This is a genomic window from Bartonella sp. AA89HNZF, from assembly GCF_042196905.1.
GTDB lineage: Bacteria > Pseudomonadota > Alphaproteobacteria > Rhizobiales > Rhizobiaceae > Bartonella.
In genome coordinates, this window is the sequence record NZ_JBHIRD010000006.1 from 12,433 (window position 1) to 26,817 (window position 14,385).

The 14,385-nt window shown below is 34.6% G+C and carries 9 protein-coding genes; 3 read left to right on the forward strand and 6 right to left on the reverse strand.

Annotated features, from left to right (window positions below; genetic code table 11):
* Positions 1-429: 429 nt before the first annotated feature.
* Positions 430-1,269, reverse strand: coding sequence for a DUF1460 domain-containing protein (locus tag ACFIN0_RS04215; RefSeq protein ID WP_375701977.1), 840 nt, complete (start codon positions 1,267-1,269; stop codon positions 430-432).
* A gap of 546 nt (positions 1,270-1,815) precedes the next feature.
* Here ACFIN0_RS04215 and ACFIN0_RS04220 point away from each other — a divergent pair.
* Positions 1,816-3,036, forward strand: coding sequence for an MFS transporter (locus ACFIN0_RS04220; protein WP_375701978.1), 1,221 nt, complete (start codon positions 1,816-1,818; stop codon positions 3,034-3,036).
* An 870-nt stretch (positions 3,037-3,906) separates the two neighbouring features.
* Here the strand turns inward: ACFIN0_RS04220 and carA are convergent.
* The gene (carA, locus tag ACFIN0_RS04225) at positions 3,907-5,103 is read right to left on the reverse strand and encodes a glutamine-hydrolyzing carbamoyl-phosphate synthase small subunit (protein ID WP_375701979.1); all 1,197 of its coding nucleotides are present in this window, start codon (positions 5,101-5,103) and stop codon (positions 3,907-3,909) included.
* A 258-nt stretch (positions 5,104-5,361) separates the two neighbouring features.
* On the opposite strand from carA, the gene ACFIN0_RS04230 reads away from it, so the two are divergent.
* Complete coding sequence (locus ACFIN0_RS04230; protein WP_375701980.1) at positions 5,362-5,814, forward strand: GatB/YqeY domain-containing protein; 453 nt, start codon at positions 5,362-5,364, stop codon at positions 5,812-5,814.
* A gap of 676 nt (positions 5,815-6,490) precedes the next feature.
* Here the strand turns inward: ACFIN0_RS04230 and ubiC are convergent.
* The 4 genes from ubiC to ACFIN0_RS04250 form a co-directional block, all read right to left on the reverse strand.
* Positions 6,491-6,997 (reverse strand): chorismate lyase, encoded by a 507-nt coding sequence (ubiC, locus tag ACFIN0_RS04235; RefSeq protein WP_375606941.1) that lies wholly within the window; start codon positions 6,995-6,997, stop codon positions 6,491-6,493.
* A 1,156-nt stretch (positions 6,998-8,153) separates the two neighbouring features.
* Positions 8,154-8,405: a GlsB/YeaQ/YmgE family stress response membrane protein gene (locus ACFIN0_RS04240; RefSeq protein WP_375611967.1), complete on the reverse strand. Its 252-nt coding sequence runs from the start codon at positions 8,403-8,405 to the stop codon at positions 8,154-8,156.
* Between the two features lie 855 nt (positions 8,406-9,260).
* Entirely contained in the window at positions 9,261-10,952 is a 1,692-nt protein-coding gene (locus ACFIN0_RS04245; RefSeq protein WP_375610485.1) for a Na/Pi cotransporter family protein, read from the reverse strand.
* A gap of 69 nt (positions 10,953-11,021) precedes the next feature.
* Positions 11,022-12,239, reverse strand: coding sequence for a mechanosensitive ion channel family protein (locus ACFIN0_RS04250; RefSeq protein WP_375606944.1), 1,218 nt, complete (start codon positions 12,237-12,239; stop codon positions 11,022-11,024).
* Between the two features lie 134 nt (positions 12,240-12,373).
* Here ACFIN0_RS04250 and dnaG point away from each other — a divergent pair, with 134 nt between their 5' ends.
* Positions 12,374-14,311 (forward strand): DNA primase, encoded by a 1,938-nt coding sequence (gene dnaG / locus ACFIN0_RS04255; protein WP_375610486.1) that lies wholly within the window; start codon positions 12,374-12,376, stop codon positions 14,309-14,311.
* Positions 14,312-14,385 lie beyond the last annotated feature (74 nt).

Here is a 14,385-nt window from a genome sequence, read left to right on the forward strand (position 1 = left end):
GAAATGGTTATCCGCTGAAATTGGCTTAAGAAGATGTATTGTTTACGGGGCTGTCAAGAATAGATCCCTTGTTTTTGAGGGCGAGAGGAAATAGAGCTTAATTATAAATTTTATATAAAATACTTTGTGAGACAATAATCATAACATACCTTATTTTACTTATGCTTGCAAAAAAATATTTTTTATATTCATAAAGATTAGAATGGCGGTGGTCTATAGATAATTCTTAGCTCGAGCATATGAAAAGAAAGTATGATACAAGAAATAACAGAGTTTGCTTGCCTTCAGCCTTCAGTCAGTAAAAGTAATTATAACCGCCATTCTTCAAATATGATTTTATCCGTGTAGATTATACAAAGTTAGACGTTTATCTGAATAGCTTCAGTATATCTATTAAGAATAGAAAAGCTATTTCATATCGCTATGATGTTATTCAAGGGCTCTTAAAACGACGATTCCTGGTGTTTTTGCAACATAATCCATAAAAGGGGTATCGACGACTTTTTCATTTTCTTTGTGTGAAGGAGCATGTCGTAACATCGGCCCTTTATCTGTCATGATAAAGAAACTCACATGTGTTACATCCAATCCAGCAAGTTTTGCATAAATACCAATGAAATCCCCTGATTTTAAACGGCTTATAACCTCTTCATTAATAAAGTTACTTGGAATATACGTTATTGTGCGTTTCACAACTGGAAGTCCAGGAAGATAGCTTTCACCATCAGCTTTTTTGTTGAGATATTTTTCTATTTTTACCGCATGGGGACTTATTTCAGCGGTAATATCAGTGGCGAGTTTATATTCTCTATAAGCCCAATCCGTAAAAAAATGTTTCCGATTTAAAAAATCAACATTACCGTTAATATAACGCGTTTTTATGACGTTATTTATAAATTCTGTTTGGGATGTTGATTTGCGCAATGCTTCAACATAATCCATACAAGTGAAGTTATCTAAGCTTCTAAAATCAATAATCAGTTTTTCTGGTGTATTTTCTGAGCCATGTAACATATTAGCTTTGTAAGGTGTTCCTAAAAAAGCTTCAGAAAGAAAGTTAATCACGGCTCCTTTTTCGTGATCATTTATTTCTGAACGTTTTTTGAGAAGAGCATTTAATTTATTTAAAGTATAGGGATCTAGCTCTACGCTGGTTGTTTGTTGTGTTTCTATTTTATTTTCTACCCCCCCCTCTTGTGAATAAGAATTTTGGACATCACGTCCTATCACTAACATTAAAGTGAGAATTAATAGGGATATTTTTTGCATTTTACACACCATTTTTAAATTTAACAATTCACGGACAACACGTACTAAAAGAACTGTTTTCTCATGCTTATTAGATTTTAATGTAATAATAACATATAATCTTGATTTATTCAATAAATATAAACAATTTTTACAGTATTAATATATTTTTACTATGATTATTAAAGTTTTAAATTATTATATGGTATTGATGTATCTAATAGAGTTTATGTTTTAAAAATTAGCAGTATGAGAATTGATAATAATGTATTATAAAATTAATCATAATATATCCAAAGTTATTTTAATACTCTATGTTTTAATATTAATTATTCATGATTTATTCTCATAAATATTTTTTCATTTAATATAAAAGATATTCTTATATTTTGATAATGATATATCAAGTAAAAAATAATTTTATATTTTTATCTTGACTCTTTTTGTAATTTTTACTTTGTTATTATATTATATGTGAAAAATATACGGTATAGAATACTTTTAAAAGGAAAAGGGAGTTAAAATAGAGCGGGGGAGTCACTGTATGCGTAAAATAGTGTGTATGTTATGCAAGACCAAATGCTCAATCCGAAATTTGTTCAGCGTGGGCTCATTTTAGTGTTCATCACTTTATTGTTAGATATTCTTTGTATTGCGATCATTTGTCCTGTTTTGCCTGAATATTTTTCTCAATTAACTGGAAAAGAGGTCAGTACATCTTTTGTAGAAAGAGGAAAATTACTTGCAGCTTATTCAGTGATGCAGTTTTTGTTTGCTCCTGTTATTGGCAATCTCTCTGATCGTTATGGTCGTCGTCCTATTTTGCTTCTCTCTATTATTTGCTTTGCTCTTGATAATCTCATATGTGCTATAGCATGGAGCTATTCTATGTTATTTATCGGGCGTCTTTTGTCAGGGATAAGTGGCGCTAGTTTTGCAACTTGTACAGCTTATCTTGCGGATATATCTGATGATAAAACCCGTACACGCAATTTTGGTCTGTTAGGCATTGCATCCGCATTGGGGTTTATTTTAGGATCCTTTATTGGTGGTTTTTTAGGTCAGTTTGGTCCGCGTATTCCGTTTTATTTTGCTGTTGGTTTTTCACTCATTAATTTTATTTTTTCTTGGGTTATGCTTCCAGAAACCCTTTCTTTATGGAATAGGCGCTTTTTTGATATTAAGCGGGCAAATCCCTTAGGTGTTTTTTGGCATCTGAAACAATACCCGATGGTTCTTTGGGTGTTATTGGTCTTTTTTCTTTATTGGTTTGCGGAATCTGTATGGTTAAGCATTTGGGCTTTCATTGCAAAAGAACGCTATGATTGGAGTTCTTTTTCTATTGGACTCTCCTATAGTGTTTTTGGGATAGGCCAATTTATTGTAGTCGCTCTCATTTTGCCTTATTTTTCTAAACGATGGAGTGATTGGCATATTGTTATAGTAGGGCTTTTGTTTGCCTCTGTTGCTATGCTGGGTTATACATTTGCGACGCAGGGGTGGATGGTTTATATGGTTTGTGTGTGTACTATGCTTGAGTATCTTGTTCATGCACCTATACGTGCTATTGCTTCAGCGCAGGTACCGACAAATGTACAAGGAGAACTGCAAGGAGCGATGACATCTGTTATTTCGTTGAGTTTAACATTTGGTTCTGTTTTTTATGTGTTTCTTTTTGAATGTTTTACAGATAAAAATGCACTGTTTTATTTTTCTGGTGCTCCTTTTGTTGGAGGCTTTTTTCTTCTTGTTGTTGCGACAGTTATTTTTGTCTTGCGGGTACGTTAATTTGTTGAGAGGGGCTGGTACGTACTATTTTGCTAGAGAATGCACAAGATAAACAAAATCTATCATTTTATAGGCAGAAAGTTTTTTGTGATATTTGTTTCACAAAGTGTTGTATAGAATATCGATATATCCTTCTCATTTAGTGAAAATAATTTTTTTATTTTGTGATATTGTTTGCATAGGGGAGACCGTATTTTTTCTATTGCTTGCAAATTAATATCCAGTGCTAATGTAGCAGCATATTGAAAAAAAAGATTAAAACGTATCTGAGTTAGATGTATCAGTATTGTATGAACAATTCCAAATTTTATATGGCAAATTGGAAGTAAAATATTGCTTATATTTGTTGGCATCATTTCTGGAATCGAAAGAAAACCTCATTTTGGAAGAATATAAAGTTGTAAAATTGAAAAGATTTTTTCTGTTTTGCTATTACTTTTTTATTCGGCTGTACAGTTTTCAAAACCATCTACGGCAATATCTTTTAAAAAGTAGAGATTTGTTGTATTGCCTCACAATTTAATTTTTTTATTCTTTAGTAGGAATTATACTTCTCATGCACAATATAATTCTTAAAATTGTATTGTGAATCCAATATTTATTTGAAGGTTAGACACTTTACTCTTTTTAAAAATAGTTTTTATCGACACACTTATCTTGCTTGGGGGGGAAAAGCCAATGATTTTGATGGATACGACCTTAAGAGAAGAGGAATGAGAAAAATTTAAGCTATTCAGTGCGCTCTTTTTAGTTTCAGAATGATAAATAAGAATATTTATTCAATAAGTTGTAGGTATAAAAATAATATAATTGTGCGTAGGAAGATAATATAATTTAAAGGAGAGAAGCTAAAAGGTGAGGCTTTTTATTTTAAGATATTTTTTTATAATTCATAATGAGATCACTAAAATGCTGAAAGAGGTAGTGGCTATCTTGTGGTCCCGGAGAAGCTTCGGGGTGGTATTGAACAGAAAAAACAGGTTTTCCAATGATTCGAATACCACAGTTTGAACCATCAAAGAGAGAAATATGTGTTTCTTGAACATGTTGTGGTAAAGAGGTAGAATCTACAGCAAAACCGTGATTCATCGATACAATCTCAACTTTTCCAGTGTTAAGGTCTTTAACTGGGTGGTTGGCACCATGATGTCCTTGGTGCATTTTCACGGTCTTTGCACCAACCGTAAGAGCGAGAAGTTGATGACCAAGACATATTCCAAAAACTGGTAAATTATGATCAATTAATGTTTTGATTGTTGGAACGGCATATTGAGCTGTAGCTGCGGGGTCTCCTGGTCCATTAGAAAGAAAAACGCCATCAGGATTCATTGCCAGAATTTCTTTTGCAGTTGTGTGGGCAGGTACAACAGTAATGCGGGCTTTTTGTGTTGCCATAAGGCGAAGAATATTGCGTTTAATACCATAGTCAATGGCAATGATATGAAGATTGTGCACATTGTTTGTACCGTATCCTTTATTCCAACTCCATGGTTTTTCATCCCATTGCATTGATGATTGAGATGTCACATCTTTCGTAAGGTCAAGATTGACGAGACCGTGCCATTTTTGCGCACGCCTCTTTAAAGAAGGAATATCAAAATTTCCATTAGCATCATGTGCAATGACAGCATTTTGCGCACCTTTTTCACGAATAAGAATTGTGAGCGCACGTGTGTCAATACCACAAAGTGCAATAATTTTACGCGTTTTAAGCCATTGATTAAGATTTTCATTGGCACGGTAATTTGAGGGATTTGTAATGTCTGCCTTGAAAATAGCGCCAACAGCACCATGACAATTGAGAGGAGAGAGATCTTCAATATCTTCGCTATTTGCCCCTACATTTCCTATATGAGGAAAAGTAAAATTAACGATTTGTTGTGTGTATGACGGGTCGGTGAGGATTTCTTCATAGCCTGTGATGGCGGTGTTAAAACACACTTCAGCTTCAGCGATACCTGTAGCACCTGCTCCTTTACCTTCAATAATGGTTCCATCTGCTAAGACTAAGAGGGCTGTAGGTTTTTTGATACTCCAAGGGTGGCTGGGTGAAGTTGTTTGTATCATAGTATGTATCCACAATTTATTCCCTGAAAGGTATAATGATCAACTTTACACAAAAATCATACCTTTAACAGATGCTGTGTATATTATTCTGGTAACGTTTCGCTTGAAGTAGGCAGTATAAGTACATTCAATGAAGAGGTAAAGTCTTGTTTTAGCTTTTCGAAGATCGAGTCCTTAATTATTTTTTTATCCTCCATTGCAAGATGGATAAAGATTGGTTAAAAGGCATCTTCTTCTTGAACAAAATTGGATAAACTTATGTTGCGTAACCAGATTGATGGGGCTCTTAGGGCTGCTTTGAAAGCGCAAGATAGTGCGCGTCTTGCTACACTTCGTTTAATGAATGCTGCAGTTAGGGATCGTGATATTCTTTATTATGATGAAGGGAAGCTAGAAGTGGATGATCAGCAGATACAGTCTGTTTTCACTAAAATGCTTCAACAGCGTGAAGAATTGATGCGAGCCTATAAAGAGTCTGGTTGCTTGGAATTGGCAGAGAGAGGACAAGCAGAAATAGAAGTTATTCGTGAATTTCTTCCCTATCAACTTAAGGAGATGGAAGTAGAACAAGTTCTTTGTGAAGCTTTGGCACAAACAAAGGCTGAAAAATTACGCGATATCGGTAAGGTGATGGCATGGCTTAAGGAACGGTATGCGGGGCAAATGAATTTTTCTAAAGTGTGCAATAGTCTTCGTGAGAAATTGCAATAGATCTTGTTAATTCAAGGGGATTGGAAAATATTTTTTATTGTGCGTCGCCTTTGTAAGTCAGTAGGATGTTGATAAATGTCATTTATCTTATACATACATACTATTATCAAAAAAATAACTTTTTGATATCAACTAAACTTTTTGGGCTCTCATAGAGCAATGAAACATCTTTTATGTATTATATTTTCTGTTTTTCAAAGCTTTTAGACCATTAAAAAACAAAAATATTATAGAGTTTTTACTTTTTTAAAAAGATCTATTGTCTGCACTGTTAAAAATTTCAAAATAGGATGATTAAGCTAATTGATACAGATTTCCAATTTTGGAGAGTGTATTATTGTCTTTTTTGCTGTTTCAAAGCATTTTTTTGATAAAGAGTTTCCGTATTTTAGAGTGGTGATTATTCAGCAAGAAATTTAAACGTAGATGGTTTTATCAATATGGTGTGTATCTTTTTAATTCAAGTACTGGTTTTAATGATAAGAAAATCAAAACTTTAAAACGTTTTTTCTAGGGAAGAGATTTTTAAGTTGAGTTTATGAAATAAAAAGATCTTTTGAAAAGAAGCCTTTGTTTGTAACGTGTTCTTGAGATAATTTTGAAATTCTTTTCTCTGATTAAATCCCTTATAAGCTATATAAAATCTATAAATTATGCAGAATAAAATGAGTAACCTCTATTTGTGGGGATACAGTGGTGAATCTGTTAAAAATAGTTCAGTTAGCAACAATGGCTTATCCGTTAACCGCAAGCGGGAACGACGTGCCCATAGCGCACCTTGTTGACCAATATGAATGTAATCGCGGGTTAATTTGTCATTGTTAAATAAATAATGTCCTAGAGGTACAGTTCCCAAATGCATTAAGGCTTGATTGTGTAGGAGGGTTTCTTGTGGAATTACAGTGCGTCCAAGGAGCCAAGGCTTATTATCTCCCATTAATATGACTTCACGTAGCCAATAACGCGCACTTTCGGGGATATGCTCTGCTTCTTCTGTTAATTTATCTCGCGTAATAAAACATTCGCGTTGTGGTTGAACTTGGAGGCAGGTACAATATTTCTTTAATCGAAGCGTCATTGAGCCCGATTCCATGAGCCAATTGCGAACGTTTTCTGGTATTGGAGGACTTTGATCAGAAAACCACTTTAGAGGTGGTAAGATGGAATCTTCAAGATAAGACATCGTTTTACTCCACAGCTAAAGTCTTATTCCATATGTTATGTTGGGTTAAATAGATAGCTCTATTGTAATACAAGGAGTATAAAAGCAGCAAGATTTTAACAGGAAGATATCAAAGGGAAAATCGAAAGCAAAGGTCTTTAAAAGAAGATATGCAGGAAGTATATATTATAGGATTATTTTCATTTAAAAAAGTAAAATAAAGTATTATGTTTTGTTCAAGGCGCTTTCACAATGTGTTACGGAAATTTCTTTATCGCATGAGAGCAATGGGAAAAATGTTTCGTGCTTTAAAATTCGTTTGTAACGCATATAAAGAAGAGCTAAAAATTCATCTATGCAAGATGATATAAAGAGGAAATTTTAAGAGGAACAAAACTTTATTTTATACTTTAGAAAGAGAAGAGATATTCAAATCTTTTGAATTGAGATGTAAAGGAGATCGTATTCTTTATAATCAAGAAGTTTATAGTAATGCATATATTTTTGCAAAATCTAAAATATATTATATTATTAAAATTTTGAAATATTACATCACACAATGTGTATTAATTTTATAATAAATTTGCATTAATATTATTAATTTTTACTTATATATTTTTATTATTAAAAATAAATTTAAAAAAACACATTATAATTTAATTTTCATATTTATTTTAGATACTATTTTATTTCATAGATTAGAAAAAATATTTATCATTTTATTCTTGCCGTCTCTCTTTATTTCTTAAGAATGTAAAAAAGCGCTTCGAGTTTTTCGGTAAAAAGGGTATTGTTGATAGAGTGTATAGCTATTAAGCATTATACGGTAGAATTTTTAATCATCGTTAGTGATTTTTGTAACCTTATGAATTGTTATTACAGTGAGATATGCTGGATTTGCGCACGTGGTACATAAATCAGTTCGTATTTCGTTAAAATAACGCAACATATCTCTCCTGATATGCGTAAGTTTATATAGGTATGAAATGGTGCGTTATAAAGTTCTTTACTGCATTTCGTTTTATAATACGGTGATGGTGTATGCCTAAAATCGCAGCTTAAGCATCTCACCATCATATCAAAATTGGTAACACCAAGTTACAAGAAAATATTTCAAACTCTGCTAGTTGTTTCCTAGTTTTGTATTGAATTCCAAAAGGTGTAAAAAATAAATACTCTATGATCGAATTTTTTGTCCTATCCATATAAGAATACAGGCTCCTATAAAACCTGAAATAAGATAGCCAAGCCAACCAGCAAAACTTACACCTAAAAGACTAAAAAGAAAGCTTGCTAGCGCAGCGCCAATAATTCCTAAGATAATATTTAACAATATTCCTGTTTGGCTTTTCATAATATACTGTGCTGCCCAACCTGCAATCCCGCCGATAATAATAGCAGCAATCCAACCGATGTTTGCATTTTCCATGATACCCTCCTTTGCCTGAATTTAAATTGTAACTAGAGTAAACTTTGTAAAAATCAAGGTTTATTCCTTTTTTAACCAGTGGAAAGGATATTTCTTTTAGATATTTTACTTATTACTTTCCTTTATATAAAAATAATATTCACATTTATATCATAATAATACTTAATAAGTATAAATATACAACATATTTTAATTTATAAATAAATTAATTAATTGATAAATATGAATAAAAGAAGAAAATATTAGTAGAAATGTTCTAAGAACTCATAAAGTGTATTTATAAGCTTTTTAAATCTCTCTCTTACATTAAAAAACAATTGTGATTAAAGCAATAAGTAAAATGGATATTTAAAAGTTTGGAGCTTGCCAATTGATATCAATGATGTTTGAAATGAAAACTGTTTCGTTGATACGTTATAGCATGGCTGTATAGGTTGAACCTCTACCAATCTTGATATAAATGTTGCATTTTTGTGGGGTTTTGTATTTCTTATAGAGTATTTCTGTTTCGCTGCTACTGTGAAGCGGTTCCCTTTTTACAAGGCGGGTTTAGGTTGGAACTATCATACTCTTGACCTACTCTTTATGTGTTTAACAGTCTTGGCTTTGAGATGGTTAGGCATTTTTACGTCTTTCTTCAAGAGTTCTATTCTACATGCTGCTTTGTTTGTAATGTGCAAGCAGATGACTTTGAGCCATTCATCATGTATAGATTTTAAATGAAAGAAACTTACGATGCAGAAAGCTCATTTAAATTGTCGAATAATAAGATATTTTGATTAAATCAATATCTTGACCATATTCAAAATTGAATAATCGATGTGATGTGTGTTTTATTCAAGTTATTTGAAAGGTTTAAGTTTTTTCTGTTTGTTCTTCAGCAGGGTTGCGTAGACGAGAACTTTGAAGAAGTCCCTGTTCTTCTAAAATGGGGTAGATCATTGAGGTCAAAAGAGAGTTGATTTGTTTAAGGTCGCGCACAGTGTCGAGATGAAGACTGGATGATTCTACATTTTTGAGATCCCCTTCACGCAGACGTTTAAAATGTTTTAAACTCATCTCTTTTTCTAAGTTTCGTAGCTGATCTTTTTTTTGTACCAATAGGTGTGCAGTGTGTGTATCACGTGAGACGAGAACGTTAAATGCTATATGCGCGTTGGCTAGTACAATGGCGTGGAAACGAAGGAGGTCACTCCAGCCCTCGCTGCTGAACTGTAAACCTTTTTGTTGTTTCTTTTTAACCAGCATCAACATATTGTGAATAATGATATCGCCTGCTTGGTCTAATTTTATACAGGCACCTAGAAGTTCTTGCGTTTGAAGAGCTTCTTCGTCAGATAATTTTTGTCCCGCTAATCGTGCAAGATAAAGTTTGATGGCGATATGTTTTTTGTCCAATATGGTGTTGAGTTGGTTGAGTTCACGAATAATATTGGGATCAGGCTTTTCATAAAGTCCCATAATTTTTTCTAGCATGATGTCTACAAGATCACAAATATGAATGACTTCACGCATGACATTCGAGAGGGCGAGAGTTGGGCGTTCAAGAACACTATCATCAAGAGCTGTTTGATCGGATAAATTGAGCGTTTTATCGGTTTGCGTTTTTTTTGCACTTATATTCACGATCTGAGTGGTTAATTGTAAAACCCACTTTGAAAGAGGTATTCCAGCAAGGAGAATGAAAACATTAAAAATGATATGGGCATTAATCACTTGAGTAGGGGCGTTATTGCCAAGCCATGTGATGGGTGGTTGAAAGGAGAGAAATAAGATAAGTATAAGGATTGACCCTGCTCCACGCATGAGTAAATTTCCTAAGGGAACGAGGCGAGTATTAGGAGAGGCGTTGCGCGTTAAAAGTGGTGCTATAAGAGAAGAGCCAAAGTTGACACCAAGAACCATGACAACACAGAGTTGCGTATGGATAAGATCGTAATTGGCAAAATTGACCAGCAAAATGATTCCTGCAATAGATGAATGTAAGAGGTAGGTTAAGCCAGCAGCCAACAAAAAAGTGGAAACAGGATCGGTTGAAAGATAACGAATGATGCTAGGCAAAATTTCGCTTTCACGTAAAGGCTCTGTCGCTGTACTTATCATTTCTAAAGATAAAATCAAAAGACCAATACCGATGATAATACGTCCTATTTGACGCCATTCACGTTTTTCTGTTGTCATGAAGATACAAGTGCCAATTAAAAGACACAAGGGTACAACAAGAGTGAGATCATAGGTTAGGATTTTTACAACGATTGCTGATCCTAATTCTCCTCCGCGTACAGCCATAAGTCCTGCTACTCCAGAGACAAAACCAGATTCAACGAAAGAGCCAACGAGGAGTGTTATTGCTGTAGAGCTTTGTAAAATCATTGCTGTAAAAAGCCCAAAACTTACGGCAAACAATGGTTTTGAAACGACGTGGCACATTTTATATTTAAGTCTGTCGCCATAGGCGCGTTCAACTCCTGTGCGCACCATGCGTGTGGCCCAGAGAAGTAAAGAAATAGCGCCGGCAAGATGAAGGAGTACCAATGAACCATTCATGATACTTTATTCTTTCTTTGTTGTTGTGAATGTGGTTGCCTCAAATTAATAAATTGAAGTTTATTGTTTTTATTTTACTTTTGCTTTTAATACTTGATTAAAATCATAACCGCTTGGATTTTGAAAAACCTTTAGACCGAAACAGGGCAGAATGGAATAAAGGTGATCAAAGATATCGCCTTGAATTTGTTCATAGTCTATCCAAACGGTGGTGTTCGTAAAGCAATAGATTTCTAAAGGTAAACCATTTTCTGTAGGAGGTAATTGTCGTGCCATGAGGGTCATATTAGGATTGATGTTTAGATGCTGTTGTAGATAAGCAAAAACATAAGCACGAAAAGTTCCAATGTTGGTTAAACGGCGTGTATTGGCTAAGACATCATGATTTTTATCTAATTGAGCATTCCATTGATCAATTTCTGCTACTTTTTGCGTGAAATAATTTTCTAATAAATTAAATCGGGAAAGATATTTTTGTTCTTCTTTTGTGAGAAAATGGATACTTGATTGATCAATAAAAAGAGAGCGTTTGATGCGTCTTCCACCCGATTCTTGCATTCCACGCCAATTTTTAAAAGGGTCGGTCACAAGTTTACGGATAGGAACTGAGGTGATGGTGTTGTCGAAATTTTGAACTTTAACAGTATGCAAGGCAATTTCAATAACATCACCATCGGCACCGAGATTGGGGATTTCAATCCAATCCCCAACACGCACCATATCAGTGGATGAAATTTGAATACCGGCAACGAGAGAAAGAAGCGTATCTTGAAAAATTAACATGAGAACCGCGGCCATTGCACCAAGACCGGAGAAGAGAATAAGAGGGGAGCGGTCAATTAATGTAGCGACCATTAAAATTGTTGCAACAGCAAAAAGTGCAATTTTAGCAATTTGAATATAACCTTTTATTGGTTTTAGTCGTGCTGTTGGTCGTTGTTCGTAAAGGATGTTAATGACATTGAGACAGGAAGAAATTGTCAGGACGACAAAGAAGATAATGAAGGCGTTGGCAACATTACCGATGACAGTGCTAAATGCATCGGGCAATGTTGAGATAAAATTAACACCAATTGAAAGAATAAAAGCTGAAATGATATCCGCTATGTATTGAATAGCATTATTAATATCGATCGTTGTATTTTTGGGGAGAAAAGAAGAGAGTTTTTTTGCTCCGTGAATAAGTAATTTTCGTCCTAGAAAGTTCACTAAAAGGGCAGCTATAGTAAGAATAACAAGCCAAGAAATAGCCTCTAACCACGGATATTGAGCAATAAATTCGATCACTTTTTATTCTCCATTTCTAAAAATATATGCAGTTGAGGGTTTAAAATTTTACAACTGCTTAAGAGGAAGTATTGGAATTATGCTCTAAAGTCGTTAAATATGCAAAAAAGAATTTTTAAACTCTGTGAGAGATAATGCGTTTTCCGCCCGATTTCCTTAATGAACTGCGTACGAGACTCCCAATTTCAACAGTAATTGGTCAACGGGTGGATTTTGATCCTCGAAAAAGTAAGCCTTCACGGGGAGACTTTTGGTGTTGTTGTCCATTTCATGGTGAAAAAACGCCAAGTTTTCATTGTGATGATCATAAAGGGCGCTATTATTGTTTTGGTTGTGGTGTAAGTGGAGATATTTTTACCTTTTTGTGTGAGCTTGATGGACTGCACTTTTCAGAAAGTGTAGAGCGTTTGGCTGATTTTGCGGGAATGAAATTCCCTATTTTGGATTCACAAAGTCATCAGCGTCAACTGGAAAAAGCTGACCTTTATGATGTGATGAAAATTGCTACAGATTTTTTTCAATATAATTTACGCGATAAAGGAGGTATGCAAGCACGTCGTTATCTGGATGCACGTGGTGTTACACCAGAGCTTGTAGAGCGTTTCCGCATTGGTTTTGCACCGGTAAGGCGTACAGCTTTGAAAGAAGCTTTGAGTGCACAGGGCATTTCAATAAAGCAAATGGAAGAATGTGGGCTTCTCTCAGTGCATGAGGAGAGCGCGGATTCTTATGACCGATTTAGAAATCGCATTATGTTTCCTATCGAAGATTTGCGCGGACGTGTGGTGGCTTTCGGAGGGCGTGCATTAGAGAAAGATACACGAGCAAAATATCTCAATAGCCCTGAAACAGTGCTGTTTCATAAAGGAAATATACTTTATAACGCGGCAGCAGCTCGCAAAAATAGTCGCTTTGTTGGCGATGAGAAAATTCATTCACTCCTTGTTGTTGAGGGGTATATGGATGTTATTGCATTGACTAAAGCTGGTTTTGAAGGAGTTGTAGCACCCTTAGGGACAGCATTAACGGAAGCGCAAATTGAGCTTTTATGGCAGATGGGGAAGGAGCCTATTTTGTGTTTTGATGGTGATGATGCTGGTTTAAAAGCTGCTTTTCGTGTTGCTGATCGTGTGTTGCCTCTTTTAAAGGCTGGGGTTTGTGTACGCTTTGTTTTGTTGCCACAAGGGAAAGATCCTGATGAAATTGTTTGTGCTGGTGGAGCACAGCTTTTTTCTTCTTTTTTGCAAAAAGCTATTCCTTTGAGTGAGCTTTTATGGTGGCGTGCTACCTATGGAAAGCATTTTGAAATTCCAGAGGCACGAGCAGCGCTAGAAAAACAACTAAAACAACAAATTTTTACGATTAAGGATGAAGATGTCCGTCGTTATTATTTGCAAGATATAAAAAAACGCCTTTTTGATTTTTTTCGTCCCTCTTTTTCAAAACAAAAGGGGGAAGGGCGATATGGTCAATCTTCACCAAATAGGACCTTTAAAGATCAAACCTTTTCTCTGTTAGCAAATTCTGAAATAGTACGAAATTCTTCGCAATCTATCCCTTTGCGTGAAGCAGTGATTTTACTTACTTTAGCTTACTATCCTGAGTTGTGGTATGAAAATTTTGAAATTCTTTCTGAGTTAGAATTAAAAAATACTCAATTGATAATTTTTCATCAAGCCATGTTGGAAATTCTTGGGGACCAACAGCTTCATGATAAAGAGACGATGGTTGCATTCTTAGAAAAAAGAGGACAAAAGGCTCTGTTAGAGCGTATGAAATATCTTGTGCAAAATATTGGTATGCGTATTATTCTTGGTGGATCCCCTATAGAAGATGCACGTGCTATATTAAAACAAGCTGTCTACTTGCATCTTCAAGAACACCACCTACATAAGAGGTTACAGGATATTGAAGAGCAACTTGTAGAAAATCCTAAGAGTGAGGTTTTTGATCTGCTTCGTGAGGTAAAAAATGAGCTGGAGCAGATGCAGGCAACAGAAGCGTTAATTGAAGGATTTGGAAGTTGGTTGGATGAAAAAATAGACGGGAATACACAAGATACGATAAAATGATTCGCTTTTTTAATGCGAATCAGTCACTTAAATTTTAGATGAGGAAGTTTATGTGGAGTGACATTCTTATAAAG

What these genes read in the sequence shown, in the direction of transcription:
- ACFIN0_RS04230 (WP_375701980.1), top strand. Translation starts at nt 5,362, where the DNA reads ATGTTGCGTAACCAGATTGATGGGGCTCTTAGGGCTGCTTTGAAAGCG.
- ACFIN0_RS04240 (WP_375611967.1), bottom strand. Translation starts at nt 8,405, where the DNA reads ATGGAAAATGCAAACATCGGTTGGATTGCTGCTATTATTATCGGCGGG.
- carA (WP_375701979.1), bottom strand. Translation starts at nt 5,103, where the DNA reads ATGATACAAACAACTTCACCCAGCCACCCTTGGAGTATCAAAAAACCT.
- ACFIN0_RS04245 (WP_375610485.1), bottom strand. Translation starts at nt 10,952, where the DNA reads ATGAATGGTTCATTGGTACTCCTTCATCTTGCCGGCGCTATTTCTTTA.
- ACFIN0_RS04220 (WP_375701978.1), top strand. Translation starts at nt 1,816, where the DNA reads ATGCAAGACCAAATGCTCAATCCGAAATTTGTTCAGCGTGGGCTCATT.
- ACFIN0_RS04215 (WP_375701977.1), bottom strand. Translation starts at nt 1,269, where the DNA reads ATGCAAAAAATATCCCTATTAATTCTCACTTTAATGTTAGTGATAGGA.
- ubiC (WP_375606941.1), bottom strand. Translation starts at nt 6,997, where the DNA reads ATGTCTTATCTTGAAGATTCCATCTTACCACCTCTAAAGTGGTTTTCT.
- dnaG (WP_375610486.1), top strand. Translation starts at nt 12,374, where the DNA reads ATGCGTTTTCCGCCCGATTTCCTTAATGAACTGCGTACGAGACTCCCA.